The 17048-nt window shown below is 69.1% G+C and carries 11 protein-coding genes and 1 tRNA gene; 3 read left to right on the top strand and 9 right to left on the bottom strand.

Annotated features, from left to right (window positions below; genetic code table 11):
* On the bottom strand, positions 1 to 8975 hold an 8975-nt coding region (locus Q4F73_RS05820), incomplete at its 3' end, for a type I polyketide synthase (protein ID WP_303358416.1).
* Positions 8976 to 9363: 388 nt separating this feature from the next.
* Positions 9364 to 9445: transfer RNA gene (locus Q4F73_RS05815), tRNA-Leu, on the bottom strand.
* 89 nt (positions 9446 to 9534) lie between these two features.
* Between Q4F73_RS05815 and Q4F73_RS05810 the strand changes: the two genes are divergently transcribed.
* Both Q4F73_RS05810 and Q4F73_RS05805 read left to right on the top strand, forming a co-directional pair.
* Positions 9535 to 9963 carry a hypothetical protein gene (locus tag Q4F73_RS05810; RefSeq protein WP_303358415.1) on the top strand — a complete coding sequence of 143 codons (429 nt, stop codon included), beginning with the start codon at positions 9535 to 9537 and terminating at the stop codon, positions 9961 to 9963.
* Positions 9960 to 10313, top strand: a complete 354-nt coding sequence (locus tag Q4F73_RS05805) for a DUF3817 domain-containing protein (RefSeq protein ID WP_303358414.1) — start codon at positions 9960 to 9962, stop codon at positions 10311 to 10313. The genes Q4F73_RS05810 and Q4F73_RS05805 overlap by 4 nt, the downstream gene beginning before the upstream one ends.
* On the opposite strand, the gene purU is transcribed toward Q4F73_RS05805, so the two are convergent.
* The gene (purU, locus tag Q4F73_RS05800; RefSeq protein WP_303358413.1) at positions 10310 to 11227 is read right to left on the bottom strand and encodes a formyltetrahydrofolate deformylase; all 918 of its coding nucleotides are present in this window, start codon (positions 11225 to 11227) and stop codon (positions 10310 to 10312) included. The two genes, Q4F73_RS05805 and purU, sit on opposite strands and share 4 nt — an antisense overlap.
* A 156-nt stretch (positions 11228 to 11383) precedes the next feature.
* Here purU and Q4F73_RS05795 point away from each other — a divergent pair, with 156 nt between their 5' ends.
* Positions 11384 to 12877: an HNH endonuclease signature motif containing protein gene (locus tag Q4F73_RS05795; protein WP_303358412.1), complete on the top strand. Its 1494-nt coding sequence runs from the start codon at positions 11384 to 11386 to the stop codon at positions 12875 to 12877.
* Here the strand turns inward: Q4F73_RS05795 and rdgB are convergent.
* The 6 genes from rdgB to Q4F73_RS05765 all read right to left on the bottom strand — a co-directional run.
* On the bottom strand, positions 12852 to 13466 hold the full coding sequence (rdgB, locus tag Q4F73_RS05790; RefSeq protein WP_303358411.1) for an RdgB/HAM1 family non-canonical purine NTP pyrophosphatase: 615 nt from the start codon (positions 13464 to 13466) through the stop codon (positions 12852 to 12854). The two genes, Q4F73_RS05795 and rdgB, sit on opposite strands and share 26 nt — an antisense overlap.
* Before the next feature lies 1 nt (position 13467).
* On the bottom strand, positions 13468 to 14202 hold the full coding sequence (gene rph, locus Q4F73_RS05785; RefSeq protein WP_303358410.1) for a ribonuclease PH: 735 nt from the start codon (positions 14200 to 14202) through the stop codon (positions 13468 to 13470).
* A gap of 23 nt (positions 14203 to 14225) precedes the next feature.
* On the bottom strand, positions 14226 to 14993 hold the full coding sequence (locus Q4F73_RS05780; RefSeq protein WP_303358409.1) for an MBL fold metallo-hydrolase: 768 nt from the start codon (positions 14991 to 14993) through the stop codon (positions 14226 to 14228).
* Between the two features lie 68 nt (positions 14994 to 15061).
* Positions 15062 to 15871, bottom strand: coding sequence for a glutamate racemase (gene murI / locus Q4F73_RS05775; protein ID WP_303358408.1), 810 nt, complete (start codon positions 15869 to 15871; stop codon positions 15062 to 15064).
* A gap of 10 nt (positions 15872 to 15881) precedes the next feature.
* Entirely contained in the window at positions 15882 to 16364 is a 483-nt protein-coding gene (locus Q4F73_RS05770) for a MarR family winged helix-turn-helix transcriptional regulator (protein WP_303358407.1), read from the bottom strand.
* Positions 16365 to 16457: 93 nt separating this feature from the next.
* On the bottom strand, positions 16458 to 17048 hold a 591-nt coding region (locus Q4F73_RS05765), incomplete at its 5' end, for a rhomboid family intramembrane serine protease (RefSeq protein WP_303358406.1).

The raw sequence follows: 17048 nt of genomic DNA, 5'->3' as shown, positions 1-17048 counted from the left end.
CGGTCGGCGGGGCGCTCGTAGAGTGCGGCGCCGCCGTACATGGCGTCGACGATGCGCTGCAGGCCGGCCTCCTCGCGGGCCACGGACACCCGGACCCACTCCGCCGCGGCATCCTGACCACGCTCATTGCGCAGTGCCTCGAGGAAGGCACCCGGGTGAACAATCGCCACCAGGGCGGACACGTGGCCGAAGCCGAGCGAGGTGACCAGACCGGCCTTCGGTGCCCGCGCGGCCAGGTTCAGCGGGCGGCGCAGCCACACGAGGTGCTGGTGCTGCTGGAGAACCGGGTCGACCGTGTCCAGGGACATGTTCGCCGGCACGATGCCGGAGCGCAGGACCTGGGTGAGGCCGATCATCTGGAAGGCCGCAGCACCGCCCTTGGCGTGGCCGGTGAGCGTCTTCTGGGAGATGACGTACAGCGGGTTGCCGTCCGTGCGGCCGATGGAGGCGGCGATGCGCTCGTGCAGGTCCGACTCGTTCGGGTCGTTGGCGTTGGTGGAGGTGTCGTGCTTGGAGATGATGGCGACATCATCGGCGGACACACCCACCGCGGCCAGCTGACGGGCGAGACGGGAGTCGGCGCCACCACGCGCCGCACCCAGGGCACCCAGGCCCGGGGCCGGGATGGAGGTGTGCGCGCCGTCGGCGAAGGACTCGGCGAAGGCGACGACACCCAGCACGGGCAGGCCGAGGTCGGCGGCGACGGTGCCGCGGGCCAGCAGCACGGTGCCGCCACCCTCGGACTCGATGAAGCCACCACGACGGCGGTCGTTGGCGCGGGAGAAGTAGCGGTGCTCGATGCCCTTGTTCTCCATCTCGGTGCTGTCGGCGGTGGCCGCCATGTCACCGAAGCCGGTGATGCCCTCGATGGACAGGTCGTCCAGGCCGCCGGCGACGACGAAGTCGGCCTTGCCCAGGGCGATCTTGTCGTAGCCCTCCTCGACGGAGACGGCGGCGGTGGCGCAGGCGGCGACCGGGTGGATCATCTGGCCGTAGCCGCCGACGTAGGACTGCATGACGTGCGCGGCGACGACGTTGGGCAGGGCCTCCTGCAGGATGTCGTTCGCGCGCGGCTCGGCGAGCAGGCCGTCGATGTAGAGCGAGCGCATGGACTCCACTCCGCCCATGCCGGTGCCCTGGGTGGAGGACACGCGGGCCGGGTGGACCTCACGCAGCAGTTCCGCCGGGGTGAAGCCGGAGGCGAGGAACGCGTCGATGGTGCAGACGAGGTTCCACAGTGCGAGGCGGTCGAGGTTGTCGATCATGTCGGCGGGGATGCCGTACACGGACGGGTCGAAGCCCTCCGGGATCTGGCCGCCGACGAACCGCGACATGGTGGTGCGGCGCGGGACGCGGACGGCGGAGCCGGCGTGGCGGACGACCGTCCACTCCCCTGCCTCCTCGTCGAAGAAGGCGGAGGTGTGGTCCGGCTCGGAGTCGACGAAGGTCTTGGCCTCCTCCTTGGAGGCGACGGAGAAGGACAGATCCTTGTCCAGGTAGACGGTGGTCAGCTCCGGCGCCAGGTTGTCGACCATGAAGAAGTCGTCGTGGTAGCGGCGGACGCCGACCTTGCCCAGGACCTCGTCGTGGAAGCGCTCGTAGATGTCCTCCTCGGCGATCTCCTGCTCCTCGGCGTCGTACCAGGCGTCGCCGTCGCGGTGGATGAGCCCCATGGTCCAGGCGAGCTCGATGACGCCGGCGGCGGTGAGGTCGCCGCTGAGCTCGGCGTCGAAACGCGTGCGGGCGGAGCCGTAGGGGCCGATCTCGCCGGCGCCGACGATGACGATCATGTCCTCCAGCGCGGTGGACACACCGCTGAATTCCGGCGCGGTCCACTCGAAGCGGCGGTACGGGGTCGGCAGCGCGGTGAGCGTGCGCGGCTCCTCGACGTCCTGCTTATCGACGCCCCCCGCCAGCTCCGCCTCAGCCGCCGCTTCCGCGGCGAGCTGGGAGATGTTGACGTCGGACTCGCCGAGTCCGCCGGTGTAGTCGACGATGACCGGGTCCTGCGCGGCCTGCGCGCGGACCTCGTCGGTGACCTGGGACAGCAGCAGCTGCGCCATCTCCTCGTTGGAGAAGGTCTTGACGCCCTTCGACTCGATGGTCTCGACGAGCGGGTCGTTGCCGCCCATGAGGCCCGTGCCGCGGACCCAGCCGATGAAGGCGTGGACGAGGCTGGTGCGATCGCCCCAGACCGGCTCGGCGTGCCAGCGGGTGACCAGCGCGTCGAGGGAGGCCTTGGACTCGCCGTAGGCGCCGTCGCCACCGAAGCGGCCGCGGTTCGGGGAGCCCGGGAGGACGACGTGGAGGCGCTTGCCCACGTGGGTGTCGGTGCCGATCTCGGACAGGCCGGCGATGAGGCGCTCGACGGCCCACAGCAGCAGGCGCATCTGCGACTCGGCGGCGGGGCCGGCGTCAGCCAGCGAACCCATGACGCGCGGGGCGGCGAAGGGGAAGAGCAGGGTCGGGGTCAGGGCCTTCTTGAGGACCTTCTTCTGACCGTTGACCGTGGCGGTCTGCTCGTTGCCGATCCACTCGATGACGCCGTCGAGGTCCGTGTAGGAGCTCAGGTTCGCCGGGACGACCCACAGTGCGGCGGTGCCGCGTGCCGACGTCGCGTAGAGGTTCTTGTAGTAGCTCAGGCGCGAGTGGGAGAGGCTGGAGGTGGTGACCACCACGGTGGCACCGCCCTCGAGCAGCTCGGCGACGACACCGGCGGCGATCGAGTTCGGGGAGGCACCCGTGACCACGGCGACGTCCCGGGCGTAGTCGAGGGCGTCGGTGTCGCGGGCCTGGGCGGCCAGCTCACCCAGGCCCAGGTACTCGGCCTGCTTGGCGACGTTCTCACCGGCGCCGGTCACGTCGAGCTCGGCGGCGTCGAGCTCACCGAGGGCCACGCGGGTGAGGTCCTCGCGGGCGGAGGCCCAGCGGTCGTCGAGAAGCACGGCCTTGTTCGCGTCGAAGCTCGGGGCGACCTGGCGCGGCCAGTCGGAGCCCAGCTCGCGGGAGACGAGGTCGAACAGGGCGGCGTACTCGTCGCCCTCGTCCTCGAGGTTGTGGGACTCGACCTCGGAGATGCCCAGCTGGGACAGGATGGTGCGGGCGGTGGCCGCCAGCACACCCTCCTTGCCGGTGACCTGCTCGGCGAACTCGCCGAGGGCGGCGGAGTCGACGACCCCACCGGCTCCGCCACCGGCGGACGGCAGGCCGACGGCGACGCCGCGGCGGGCGGCGACGGCCTGGACGGCGGCGTCGATAAGCGCGTCGAGATCGCCTGCCGACGTCGGGCTGGCCGGGCTGAGGGAGGCCAGATCGCCGCCGCGCAGGGAGGCACCCTCGCGGGCGCCGATGACGACCTCGGCGACGACATGGTCGGCCCAGCCGGAGCCGAGCTGCCAGGTGCCGGTGACACGGTCGGCGATGTAGTTCGGCTTCTTGCCGGTCGGGCCGGTGATGCGACGCAGGGCGTCGGCGGCGGCGTCCCCGAGGACCGGGCCGAAGGCCTTGTAGCCCTTGGCCATCTTGGTCACGGTCTGCTTGAGGGCGGCCAGCTCGGCGTCGGCGGCACCGTCGATGGCGCCGAGGCCGAACTCCACGCCGAGGTCCAGCAGCAGCTGGTTGCGGCGCGAGGACACACCCTCGACGAGGGTCTCGATGGAGTCGGTGGCACCCATCTGGTCCGGGCGGACCTTGGTCCAGATGGCGATGAGCATCTCGGTGGCATCGGACGGGGTGAACTCGATGTCGTCCGGGGTGCCGGCGCCGGCCGCGGCGACGGGCGCCGGGTTGGCGGCGGGGACGGTGTCGCCGGTCGGGGCGTTGGCGGTGACCGGGGCGGGCGCGGCGGTGGACTTCTTCTCCGCCGGTGCCTCCTCGGTCTCCGGCACGACGTCGGCGGCGACCTCGCGGGTGATCTCATCGGTGGCGAAGACGACCGGGCGGTCGCGCTCGACGTTGAGCACCTCGATCGGGGTGCCGGCGTACTGCGGCAGGCGCAGGGTCTGGCCGAGCATGTTGGCCAGGGTCGGGGCGGAACCGACGCCGACCTCGACGAAGCGCTCGATGCCCAGGTCGCGCAGGATGAGGTCCTGCGTCTCGATCCAGCGCACCGGGGAGGCGAACTGCCAGGCCAGCAGCTCGATGAGCAGGGTGCGGCCCAGCTTGACCGGGTCGGCGGCGGCGGCCTCGAAATCGGCCAGGATGGCGTCGATGTACGGGGAGGAGACGACCTCGGTGATCGACTCGACGAACTCGCGGGTGAGCTCGAAGGGGCGGGCCACCAGGTTCGGGATGTAGCGGTCGACGAGGATGTCCAGGTTGATCTCCGCCGGGATGAGCGAATCGAGGTGCTCGCGGAAATCGCCCACGCCGTCGCGCAGGTGGCTGGAGTGGAAGGGGACGTCGATGCCCGGGATCATGATGAACGCGCGCTGGCCCGGGGCCTTCGCCTCGGCATCGGCCTTGAGGGCGTTGAGCCCGGCGCGGGTGCCGGCGACGGCGTACTGCACACCGGCGATGTTGTAGTTGACAATCTCGAGGAACTCGCCGGTCTTCTCCGCCATCTCCTGCACGTAGCCGAAGACGTTGTCGGCGGTCAGGCGCATCTTGTTGGGACGCAGGGCGGCGAGGCCGTAGTTGGAGTTGCCCTCTTCGTCGCGCTCGACCAGGCGGTGCATGGTCAGGCCGCGGCGGTAGACGATCTCCACGACGGACTCCAGGGAGAGCACGCCGGAGTAGGCGGCCAGGGCGTTGTACTCGCCGACGGAGTGGCCGGCGAAGTAGGCGCGCTGGTTGAGGGCGTCGGCCTCGCGCATCTCGGCGATCTGGGCGCAGCCCAGGGTGGCCATGGCGACCTGGGTGAACTGGGTGAGGAAGAGCACGCCGTCCGGGTGGTGGAAGCGCTCGCCCCCGACGACGACCTCGGTCGGGTTGTTCTTGACGATCTCCAGGACGGAGAAGCCCAGCTTGCCGCGGGTGTGGCGGTCGGCGCGGTCCCACGTCTCGCGGGCGGCGGCCGAGGAGGCACGGGAATCCATGCCCATGCCCTGGGACTGGATGCCCTGGCCGGGGAAGCCGTAGAAGGTGGTGGGGGCGGCCATGACGGCGGTGGCGGTGAGGACGATGTTGCCGTCGACGGTGGCGGTGACGGCGCGGACCTCACCGTGGCCCGGGCGGTTGTCCACACCCGCGCGCTCGACGGTGAACTCGATCGTCGCGCCCGGCAGGACCGGGGCGAGCATGGTGGCGGTGTACTCGACGACCCGGCCCGGGGCCGTGGTGGCGGAGTCATCCTGGTAGCCGGCGCCGGCGACGAGCTCGCCGATGGCGGAGGTCCACATGCCGTGGACGATGACACCCGGCAGGCCGGCCAGGCCGGCGGCGGTGTCGGAGACGTGGATCGGGTTGCGGTCGCCGGAGACGACGGCGAAGGGGTGCATGGACTCCGGTGCCACGACGCGCGCGTAGGCGCGGAAGGAACGCGGGGTGTCCACGACGGACGGCAGCGCCGAGGTGTTGGTCCGGGCGGTCATCTTCCCGTTGCGGCCCCGGATGGCGAAGCGCTCGGAGAGCTTGGCCAGGGGCTCGCCGTCGGCGGAGATCTCCGCGCGGACGACGACGAGGCGGCCCATGTCGGTGTCGGAGACCTCGTCGGCGTGCGCCGTGATCTGCAGGTCGACGGCGCCCTCGTCCAGGGAGGGCAGGGCGCGGAGCATGGTGAGGTGGTGCTCGAGGTGGACCAGGGACAGCATGCCCTCGACGACGGAGGCGGAGTCGGTGCCCGGCACCACGGCGGAGCGCACGGCGGCGAACACGGCCGGCCAGGCGCGGCCGACGAGAACGTCCGGGGCGGTGTCGTGGGCGGCCAGCTCGGAGGGCAGGTAGCCGGCGGTGACATTGTCGTAGTCGGCGAGGTGCCCGGCGTCGAGGGTGGTGGACCACTCGGCGACACCGGCCGCGGTGACCTCGGCGAGCTCGCCACCGGCGGCGACGCGGGTGAGCTCGGCCATGGCGGCCTCGGCGTCCGCGGCGGTGACCTGCGGGTTGGCGGACAGCGGGGCATCGGCCGGGACGGTGAAGCGGATGGTGAGGTCCGTGGTGGTGCCGGCGGCGGTGGAGCCCGCGAGCGGGACGGTGAGCAGGGCGTGCTCGGCGTCCTCGGCCACGAGGCGGGCGCCGGTGGCGGCGTGGTCGGCGGACTGGCGGTCCGCGGCCAGGGTCCACTGGTCGGAGTCACCGAGGCGCTCGATGTAGGAGGCCTGCTGGCGGCCGGCCCAGTAGGTGCCCGGGGCGGTCAGCACGCGCTCGACGACGGAGTCGGTGACCTCGACGGGGGCCTCGCCGGCGTCGATAAGCGCGTCGATGGAGGCCTGGTTGAAGCGGCCGAGCAGCTCGGCGACCGGCTCGTTGGCGCGGGTGATGCCGGCGACGGCGGCGGTGCCCGGGATGATGCAGACCTCGTCGGCGTCGTAACGCTCGTCGTGGGCCTGCCACAGGGAATCGGAGCGCCACCAGCGGCGGACGTCACCGTCGATGACGGGGACGAAGTTGGCGGGCTTGCCCGGGTTGAGCAGCAGCTTGGTGAACCAGGCGCGGTCGGCCGGGTGGATGAGGTCGCGCGCGGCGAAGGGGTAGAGCTCCACGAGCTTCTCGACGCTCGCGCCCGGGTTCTCCGCGTCCACCTCGACCTCGGCCTCGAACTGGCCGTGGTCGCGGTCGGTGAGGCGGGCCTCGGCGCGCTCGACCATGTCGACGAAGCGCTGGAACCAGGACACGTCGGTCCACTCGCCCTGGTACGGGCCGGAGACCTCGAGGTAGCGGCGCAGCCACTGCTCGTAGGTCATGGACTCGATGTCACCGAAGTAGGGCTTGCAGGTCTTGTCGATGGCCGCGATGATCTCTTCGCGACGCTCGGTGGCGGCGTCGTCGTCGCCGGCGACCTCGTCGAGGAGGCGACCGGCCTTGGCGAAGGAGTTCTCGATCTCATAGAGGTCGGCGCCGAGCTGGGAGCGACCGGAGGCCACGCCACCGGCTTCGCGGCCGGCGCCGGCCCACTGATCGGTGCCCGGCGCGGCGACGAGGGCCTGCTTGACGGACTCGGAGGCGGTGGACTCGAGGGTGGCCATGGCGGCGGTGCCGATGAGGATGCCGTCGGTGGGCATGGCGGGCAGGTCGTGGCGGTGCGCCCAGGTGCCGGTGATGTACTCGGCGGCGCGCTCGGGGGTGCCGATGCCGCCGCCGACCACGAGGATGACGTTGTCGCGCTCGCGCACCTCGGCGTAGGTGGCGATGAGCAGCTCGTCGAGGTCCTCCCAGGAGTGGTGGCCGCCGGCCTTGCCGCCCTCGACCTGGATGATGATCGGGATGTCCTCGACATCGTCGGCGATCTTGAGCACCTGGCGGATGTGCTTGACCGCACCCGGCTTGAACACGATCCAGGGGAAGTTGGCCTCGCGCAGCTCACGGACGAGGGAGACGGCCTCGTCATGGGGCGGCATGCCGGCGGTGATGATGATGCCGTCGATGGGCGCACCGTTGGCGCGGGCGCGCGGCACGAGGCGCTTGCCCTCGACCTGCATGCGCCACAGGTAGGGGTTGAGGAACATGGAGTTGAACTGGGCGTTGACGCCCGGCTCCAGCATGTCCTGCAGCTGGGCGAGGTTGCCGTGGAGGACGTCCTCGGTGACCTGGCCACCACCGGCCAGCTCGGCCCAGTGGCCGGCGTTGGCGGCGGCGGCGACGATCGTGGGATCGACGGTGGTCGGGGTCATGCCCGGCAGGGTCATCGGGGTGTAGCCGGTGACCTCGGTGAACTTGGTCACCAGACGGATCCGGTCACCGCGCTTCTCCAGGCGGGGGGCGAACTCGGACCAGTCGCGGGGCAGCTCGGGGGCGAGGCCGGCGTCGAAAAGCTCGGCCTGGCCCTCGGTGTCGGAGACGGTGACCACGCCGACGCCGCGGCCGGCGATGATGCGACGGGTGAGCGGGGACATGCCGGTCTCGGGGCCGACCTCGAGCAGCCAGCGGGTGCCGGCGTCAACGGCCTCGTCGAGCTCGGCGGGGAAATCGACCGGGGTGGTCAGGACCAGCTCGGCGGCGACGCGGGCGATCGCGGCGTCGAGGCCCGCCTTCTGGGCCCAGGCGACGGTCTGCTCGACGGCGGCCTCCATGGCCGGGTGGTGGAAGGCGATCTGGATGGGCAGCGGGTTGAAACGCGGGTTGAAGGGCTCACCGCCGCGCTCCTTGTTCTCGATGGCCTTGGCGTCGCGCTTGGCGAAGGTGCCCAGGAGCTCCTCGACGGCCTGCAGATCATGCGGGCGGCCGACCATGACATAGGTGTCGCGGGTGTTGCGCAGGCCGATGACGGGGCGGATCTCCTCCGGCACGTCGGCGCAGGCGTGGTCGATGGCCTGCTGCAGCTGCTCGCGGGTGATGCCGATGACGGAGACCATCGGCGAGAGCTCACCCTGCTGGATGAGGCCGGTGATGCGCGCGGTGCGGGTCATGGCGGCGCCGATGAGCTGGGCGATGGCCAGCAGATCATCGGACTCTGCCTGACCCTCCAGCAGCAGGGTGGCCAGCTTGCCCTGGGAGTGACCGACGGAGGCGACGGCCTTGTCCAGTTCGAGGCCCTGGCGGTCGAGGGACTCCAGCACGGCGAGCTGGGAGGTGAACACACCCGGCACGCTGACGGCGGCCTGGGCGGTGTCGAAGGCCGGGTTCACCTCGGCGCGGGCCCAGGCGACGGGGTCGAAGCCGTGGGGGCGGGTGCCGGCGAGCTCATCTGCGACAGGCGCGAGCTTCTTGGCGGCGCCGTCGACCAGGGAGGTGACGGCGGTGCCGACACCGGCGGCGACGGCCGCGCGCAGGGTCTTCAACCAGTCGAATCCCTGGCCGGAGAAGGCCAGGGCAAACGGCTCGCGGTCGAAGCGGTTGATCAGTCGATCCGTCCCGAAGGAGGTGCTGTATTCGGTCACGTGGACTTCGCTCCTGTGTTTCCTACTTTGTGCATGACGAAACTCCGGGCACCAAAAGTGCCCACAAGTTTTGATAGCCAAATATGCCACAAAAACTTGAGGAAAGCGTCATCTTTCGCTCGGGTGTCGGCGCGTCCGGGCCCTGACGGTGTCCCGTGACGCTTACGTGCCGGTAAGTTTCGCCACCGTCGGTTCCCCCACAAAACCACCCGTGTGCAGTGCCGCTCCATCGCCCCGGCCCGCGGGGTACTGTGACCGGAATGTGATCATCGCCACTTCGCAGGAATCGGGGCAATGATTGTCACACCGGCCCGCCCGGGGGCGGCGTCCTCCCCCGGAAACGACGACAGGGCCCTCCCTGTCACGGGACGACCCTGCCGCCGATTCGTGCGCCCGGTGGGACTTGAACCCACACACCCGAAGGCACTGGAACCTAAATCCAGCGCGTCTGCCAATTCCGCCACGGGCGCGTGCCCGGATCATGTTACCCTGCCCCACGTCAGCACCGATAACGGCCCGAACTCCACCTTTCGGATGATGCCGGGTATGGTGTTATTCCGTGAGCGAGAACAGGCCCCGGCGACAGCGCAAGAAGGTCCGCGTGACCCACGTGATCTTTCTCGCCGCCGCCGTGCTGTGCACCATCGCTCTGGCCTGGTGGCAGTGGACGCGCTTCCAGTCGGGAGCCGGCACCTTCCAGAATCTCGGATACGCCCTCCAGTGGCCGCTTTTCGGCGCGTTCTTCGTCTACGCCTACCGCAAGTTCCTCGAGTACGAGAACGAGATGATCGACGCCGAGAACGCCACCGACGACCCGGACTTCCTCTACGAGGCCCCCTCCCGCGCCCGCGACGAGGTCACCGCCATCGACGAGGATTTCCTGCCCAGCCGCCCGACCCTCGACATCGACACCTTCAATGAACTGAACACGCCGACACGCAGGCGTCGAGAAGCAGACATCGAACAACCTGGAGACATCACCCCATGACCGCAACGCAGACGATCCACCCCGAGCGCCAGAAGCGCGTCGAGACCGCCCTCAAGCTGTTCTCGATCACCGCGTGGATCACCGGCGTGTTCCTCATCATCCTCGTGGTGCGCATGATCCTCGAGTACGCGCTCAAGGTGGAGATCCCCTCGTGGGCGACGATCGTCGCCATCGCCCACGGCTGGGCCTACATGGCCTACCTGCTCGCGGTGCTCAACCTCGGACTCAAGGCCCGCTGGCAGCCGATCACGTGGATCACCACGGCACTGGCCGGCGTCGTGCCGTTCCTGTCCTTCTTCGTCGAGGCGAATCGCCGTCGCGAGGTCAAGGAGAAGTTCCAGCTCTCCTAGTCGAAGACGACGGTGCGGTTGCCGTAGACGAGGACGCGATCCTCGAGGTGGTAGCGCAGGCCGCGGGCCAGGACCGACTTCTCGGCGTCGCGGCCGAGGCGCTGCATCTCCTCCGGGGTGTCCTTGTGAGTCACGCGGATGACATCCTGCTCGATGATGGGACCGTCATCGAGGTCGGAGGTGGCGAAGTGGCAGGTCGCGCCGATGAGCTTGACGCCCCGCTTGTGGGCCTGGTGGTACGGGCGCGCACCCATGAAGGACGGCAGGAAGCTGTGGTGGATGTTGAGGACGCGGCCCGCCCACATCTCGCAGAAATCCGGCGGCAGGATCTGCATGAAGCGGGCCATGACGATCGCGTCGGGCTCGTAGGAGTTGACGATCTCCCCGAGCTCCTCGAAGGCCTTGCGCTTGCCGACGGCATCCTTCGGGAACGGCACGTGATAGAACGGCACGCCGTGGTTGTCGGCGATGTACGAGAGGTTGTCGTGGTTGCCGACCACCGCGACGACCTCCATCGGGTAATCATTCTCCGCGACGCGGCCCAGCAGATCGTGCAGGCAGTGGCCTTCGCGTGACACGAGGAGGACGACCTTTTTCAGCTCTGCGGTATCCCACAGCCGCCACTGCGCCTTGGGGCCGAATTCCGCCGCGACCGGGGCGAACTTCTCCCGGAGCTCGTCGATGTCCATGTCCACCGAATCCGCACGGATGGCCTGCCGGGTGAAGAACCAGTTGTTCTCCGGATCGGTGAAGTACGCCGCCTCGGTGATCCATCCACCCTGCTCCGCCAGGAAGGTCGAGAGCTTGGCCACGATGCCCGTCGTGTCAGGGCAGCCCAGGGTGAGCACGTACTGACGCTCGGCGGCGGGGCCGGAGGGGCGGTTGCGGGGATCATCGATGTTGTGCGGGGTCATTCGTGGGATATTAGCCCACCGGTCGGCGGGCTTCACCCGCTGGGGGACTCACTATAAACGGGGGTGATCGAACACGTGTTTGGGCGTGGGGGTTGACAGGTTCCGCTGCGGGTGTACGCTCGAACATGTAATCGAACATCGGAGGGAGGGGGCATCATGGCGTCATTGGACAAAGCGGCTCTGAGCGGGCTCGTTGACCGCATCGAGGGAGCGCTGCGGGAACTGTCGAGCGCGATGGCCTTCCCCGATGCCCTGCCGTTCGAGGAACTCCACGAGGAGTTCATCCGCCTGGAGAAGGTGGTGGAGCTCAAGAGCTTCACCGACGCCGCCTTCGCCTACGCGGCCGAGCGTGCCGATGCCGGCCGACTGGTCGGAGGCGTCCACGCGTCCGAGTACCTCACCCGCAAACTCGGGCTGTCAAAAGCGGAGGCGCGCTCCCGACTCAACCGGGGACAGGACCTGTTCAGCCCACCCGCGCCCGAGCCCATGCCGGAGCCGACACCGGAGCCCGACGAAAACGAGGAGCAGCGCCGGGCACGCGAAGAGGAGCTGGCCCGTATCCGCCGCGAGGAAGAGGAGCGGGCCGCCCGGGCCAAGCAGGCCCAGGAGCGGGCCCGCCGGGAGGCGCAGGAGGCCGCCGCCACCGCCGAGAAACAACGGATGATCAACCGCGAACTCGAGCACCTGAACAAGTACGCCACCCTGAGCCGGGAGGAGTTGCTGGCAGAGGCGCTGCTGGAGGCCAAGAAGCGGGGCCTGGAGGACCTGCGGGTGTGGCTGCGCGAGCGCATTCGACAGTGCAACAGGGCCGGCCGCATGCCCGACGGCAAGGTCGACCCCTGGGCCGCGCACCGCAAACGGAAGGTGATCATCGGGCCGCAGGATGCCGATGGTGGCGCCCGGGTGTCGATGTACCTGGGCGGCGCGGAACTGGCCAAGCTCAAGGCGGCGCTGGCCCCGGGTCGCGCCCCCGGAACAAACACCGAGACACCGGCGGAGGATGACCAGCGCACCATGTCTGCCCGCATGGCCGATCAGCTCACCGTCGTCCTCGACCACTTCCTCAGCGCCGGTCCCGGTACTGCGGGTCGGCAGGGGGTGGGATCGGTGGTGGTGTCCATGACCGCGGAGGAGCTGGGCGCCATCGGCCCCGCTGACCGCTTCCCCTCCAACACCGGGGACATGCTCAACGCCGCGGACATCCTCCGGCTGGGCGCGGCGCGATACGACCTCGGGGTGCTGCACGACATCAACGGTCAGGTGCTCACCCTGGGTCGGACGGTGCGCTCGGCCAGCCTCATGCAGCGCCTGGCCCTGTTCGCCCAGGAACTGTGCTGCACCCGCGGCCCCTGTCAGGCCGGGCTCCTCCAGAGTCATATCCACCACATAGTGTCGTGGGCGACGGCCGGGGCCACTGACATCGAGAATCTGACGATCCTGTGCCCCAGCGACCATCCGGCCAACCGCGATGAACGTGACGGCGCCTTCGGGTTGGGCCACATGGACAAGGACCCCACCACCGGCAGGACCGGGTGGGTGCCACCTGACGGCGGAGCCATGGAGTTCAACGACTCTGCCTTCCAGAACGAATCAGCCGGTGCGAAGATCCGGCGCCGGGCGCACCCTACCGCGCCGCCAGCGTCCGGATGATCTCCACGAGCTGCTCGAGCGCCTTGCCCCGGTGGGACAGCGAGTTTTTCTCCTCCGGGCTCAACTGCGCAGATGATCGCCCCGCGGCCACCTCGTCGGCGGGCAGGAAGAGCGGGTCGTACCCGAAGCCGTTCTCGCCCACCGGCTCCCGCAGCAGGGTGCCCTCCCAGCGGCCCTCCGCCAGGTGCTCCTGCCCGTCCGGGGTCACCAGTGCACACACCGAGACGAAGGCGCAGGCACGGCGCCCGTCCGGCACGTGCGCCATCTGCCCCAGGAGAAGATCGTTGTTGGCCCGGTCATTGCCGTGGGCACCGGACCAGCGGGCGGAGAGCACGCCGGGCATGCCGTTGAGTTCCTCCACCGCCAGGCCGGAGTCATCGGCGATGCACACCAGGCCGGTCTCCCGAGCGCCGGCGCGGGCCTTGATGAGGGCGTTGTCGGCGAAGGTGCGCCCGTCCTCGACCGGTTCGCGGTAGGCCGCCACAGCATTCAGCGGGGTGACCTCCACCCCCTCCACTCCGGCGTCCGTGAGAATCCGCTCGAGCTCCCCGAGCTTCTTGGCGTTGTTGGAGGCGACGAGCAGGCGCATGTCAGATCCCCAGGGCTGCCCGCTGCGCTGCGATGAGCTCACGGCAGCCCTTCTCTGCGGAATCCAGCATGAGGTTGAGCTGCTCGCGGTTGAAGTCACCGTGCTCGCCCGTACCCTGGATCTCCACGAAGTGACCGGCCTCGGTCATGACGACATTGAGGTCGACCTCGGCGCGGGAGTCCTCCTCGTAGGGCAGATCGAGGCACACGTTGCCGTCGACGAGCCCGACGGAGACGGCGGCGACGGGCGGCAGCAGCGGCTCCCCGGGGACGACCCCTGCTGCCTTGAGGACGGCGATGGCGTCGGCCAGGGCCACGTAGGCGCCGGTGATCGACGCGGTGCGGGTACCGCCGTCGGCCTGGAGGACGTCGCAGTCGATGTTGATGGTGTTCTCCCCCAGCTGGCTGAGGTCGACCGCGGCGCGCAGGGCGCGACCGACGAGGCGGGAGATCTCGTGGGTGCGGCCCTTGACCTTGCCGGCCATGGACTCACGGCGCATGCGGTCGTGGGTGGCGGCGGGGAGCATGGAGTACTCGGCGGTGAGCCAGCCCTCGCCGGAGTCACGCTTGAACCGCGGCACACCGTGTTCGACGCTGGCGGTGCACATGACGCGGGTGTTGCCGTACTCGATGAGGACCGATCCGGCCGGGTTGGAGGTGAAGCCGCGGGTGATGCGGACGGAGCGGAGCTGGTCGAGACCGCGGCCGTCGGCACGCTGGAAGTTCGCTGAAGTCATGTCCCCCAGGCTACCGGGGGCAGCTAGAACTCGATGACCTGGCCCTGCTGGCCGACCTCGATCGGACCGTCGAACTCCGCGCGGGCGGCGGCGAGGGTGGACTCCTCGTCCCCCCACGGCGGGATGTGCACGATGACGAGGCGCTTGACCCCGGCCAGGCGGGCGGCGCGCCCGGCCTCCGCGCCCGACAGGTGCATGTCCGGCGGGAAATCCCCGTCACCGGAGCACCAGGTCGCCTCACAGAGGAAGACGTCCGCGTCGCGGGCGCACTCCACCAGCTGATCCGTCCAGCCGGTGTCCCCGGAATAGGCGATGGTCTTGCCCGAGGTGTGCTCGGTGATCCGCAGGCAGTAGGCCTCCACCGGGTGCACCGCCGGGAAGGGGGTGACGGTGACGCGGTCGATGAGGTGCGGCTCCCCGGCACGCCAGGGCGCGAAGGCGAAGGTGTCGGACATGTCGTCGACCTCTCCCGGACTGTCGGCGGAGAGTACGCCGAGGTGTCCCAGGGTCGTCGACGGGCCGAAGCACAGGTTGCGCCCCTTGGCGGGGGCAAAAGGGTGGTAGCGGCGCCAGACCATCAGGGACGGGAAGTCCAGGCAGTGGTCGGCGTGAAGATGGGAGAACACCACGTGGGCGTCGCTGGGATCCTGGACCTCCTGGAGCTGTCCGAGCACCCCGGGTCCGATGTCCACGAGGAGTCCCGGGGAATGATCGACGTTGACCAGGTAACCCGAGGCCGGGTTCGTGGGGCCGCCGACGCTGCCGGAACTGCCGAGGATCGTCAACTTCATGTTGCCACTGTGCCACGTAGTGATGGTTTTCTCGAACGCAACGCCCCGATCGTCATCAGATTGTGCCCCTAGTGCCGGGTGGCCTGGTGCACCTGTCCCAACCCGGGCCCGAGGAAGCGTTCCGAAAGCTGGGCGAACGTGGCCGGGTCACCGGTCGACTCGAACACTCGGGTGGGAGCGGGGTGGCGCGCCGGATCCGCCAGCAGATCCTCGCGGGTGAGCACGCGGAGCACATCCTTGGCAGTCTCCTCCGCGGAGGAGACCAGCGTGACATGGTCCCCGATGGCCAGCTGGATCACACCCGAGAGCAGCGGGTAGTGGGTACACCCCAGGACCAGCGTATCGACGCCCGCCGCCTGCAGCGGCTCAACGTAGGCCTCCGCGACACCGAGGATCTGCCGTCCGGAGGTGATGCCCCTTTCGACGAAGTCGACGAAACTCGGGCATGCCTGGGCGTGCACCTGCACCCCGGGGCTGATGGCGAAAAGGTCCTGGTAGGCGCCCGAGTTGATGGTGCCCACCGTGCCGATGACCCCCACCGTGCCGTTACGCGTCGTGGCCAGCGCACGGCGCACGGCCGGCTGGATGACCTCGACGACCGGAACGTCGTACCGCTCCCGGGCGTCATGGAGGAAGGCGGCGGAGGCCGTGTTGCAGGCGATGACGAGCATCTTGCATCCGCGTTCGACGAGATCGTCGGCGATGCGGGTGGCATGCTGGCGCACCTCGGCAATGGGCAACGGACCATAGGGACCGTGGGCGGTGTCGCCGATGTAGATGATGGACTCGTGCGGGAGCTGATCGACGATGGTGCGGGCCACCGTGAGTCCGCCGACGCCGGAGTCGAAGATGCCGATGGGGGCTGCAGGTGTGGTCACGCCGACCATGCTAGCGCCCGATGCGTTCCTCCCCGGTGCCCATCGCCGCGACGATCTTGCTCATGGCGTCACCGAACTGCTGCTGCTCCTCAGGCTCAAGGTTGTCGAAGATGAGCCGACGGACCTCGGAGACGTGCCCCGGTGCGGCCTGCTCGAACAGCGCCAGGCCGGATTCGGTGAGTTCCGCCAGGGTCGAGCGGCCGTCATCCGGGTCGGGCAGACGGCGGACGAACTCCTGCTTCTCCAGGCGGGTGATCACGCGGGAGAGGTGGGAGAGCGTCATGTCGCAGGCGGAGGCCAGTTCACTCATTCTCAGGAGATGATCAGGGGCCTGCCACAGCTGGGTGAGGGCGAAGTAGTCGTAATGACTGATGCCGGCATCACGCTTCAGCTGGGCTTCGAGACGGGCGGGAAGCCAGACGTGAAAAGACCAGACATTCATCCAGGTCTCCACTTCCCGCTCAGACAACCACTCCACGTTTCGCTTTTCCATGAGAATGACATTACCGGCACGGACGGGGAAGCCCGAATTATTCGATGAGATTTTTAAGGAAATTGACATTTTTGGTGCCGAACATACCCCCGTTCAGCGGGTGACACTACCCCCGTCAAGCTTCCGCGCCGCGCGCCGGGCGCGTAACTGCGGCGGGTCATCGGAGGTGATGAACATGCCGGCGGCCACACCGCCGACCGCCCCGAAGAGATGCGCCTGCCACGACACGCCCGGCACGCCGGGCAGAACGCCCCAGATCAGGCCCGAATACGTAATGCCGAGGATGATGCCCACGAGGAGCTGGGTGACGCTGCGATTGAACAGGCCACGCACGAGGAGATACCCCAGCCAGCCGTACACCAGCCCGGAGGCCCCGATGTGGTTGGTCCCCACCCCGCCGAACAACCACACCCCGAGTCCGCCGAGCACCACGACGATCGCCGTCACCTCCCACCAGACCCGCGCCCGCGACATTCCTATGAGGAAGCTGAATACAGCACCAGGGATCGTATTAGATATGAGATGTTCAACATTAGCGTGCAATAAAGGGGAGGTGACGATGTGCCACAGGGAGGACACGTCCAGCGGATGAATACCGAAGAAGACCAGTTGTCCGGCGAACACAAATATATTCACAACATGGACGATCCAGATGACGATCACGTAGGCAGCCGCGAACCACAG

This window comes from Corynebacterium sp. (genome assembly GCF_030535495.1).
Classification (GTDB): Bacteria; Actinomycetota; Actinomycetes; order Mycobacteriales; family Mycobacteriaceae; genus Corynebacterium.
This window is presented reverse-complemented; position numbering and strand designations above follow the sequence as displayed.

Excerpts from the sequence above, each read along its gene's own strand:
- Q4F73_RS05805 (WP_303358414.1), top strand. The coding sequence starts at position 9,960 with ATGACCGCAACGCAGACGATCCACCCCGAGCGCCAGAAGCGCGTCGAG.
- purU (WP_303358413.1), bottom strand. The coding sequence starts at position 11,227 with ATGACCCCGCACAACATCGATGATCCCCGCAACCGCCCCTCCGGCCCC.
- Q4F73_RS05795 (WP_303358412.1), top strand. The coding sequence starts at position 11,384 with ATGGCGTCATTGGACAAAGCGGCTCTGAGCGGGCTCGTTGACCGCATC.
- rdgB (WP_303358411.1), bottom strand. The coding sequence starts at position 13,466 with ATGCGCCTGCTCGTCGCCTCCAACAACGCCAAGAAGCTCGGGGAGCTC.
- rph (WP_303358410.1), bottom strand. The coding sequence starts at position 14,202 with ATGACTTCAGCGAACTTCCAGCGTGCCGACGGCCGCGGTCTCGACCAG.
- Q4F73_RS05780 (WP_303358409.1), bottom strand. The coding sequence starts at position 14,993 with ATGAAGTTGACGATCCTCGGCAGTTCCGGCAGCGTCGGCGGCCCCACG.
- Q4F73_RS05770 (WP_303358407.1), bottom strand. The coding sequence starts at position 16,364 with ATGGAAAAGCGAAACGTGGAGTGGTTGTCTGAGCGGGAAGTGGAGACC.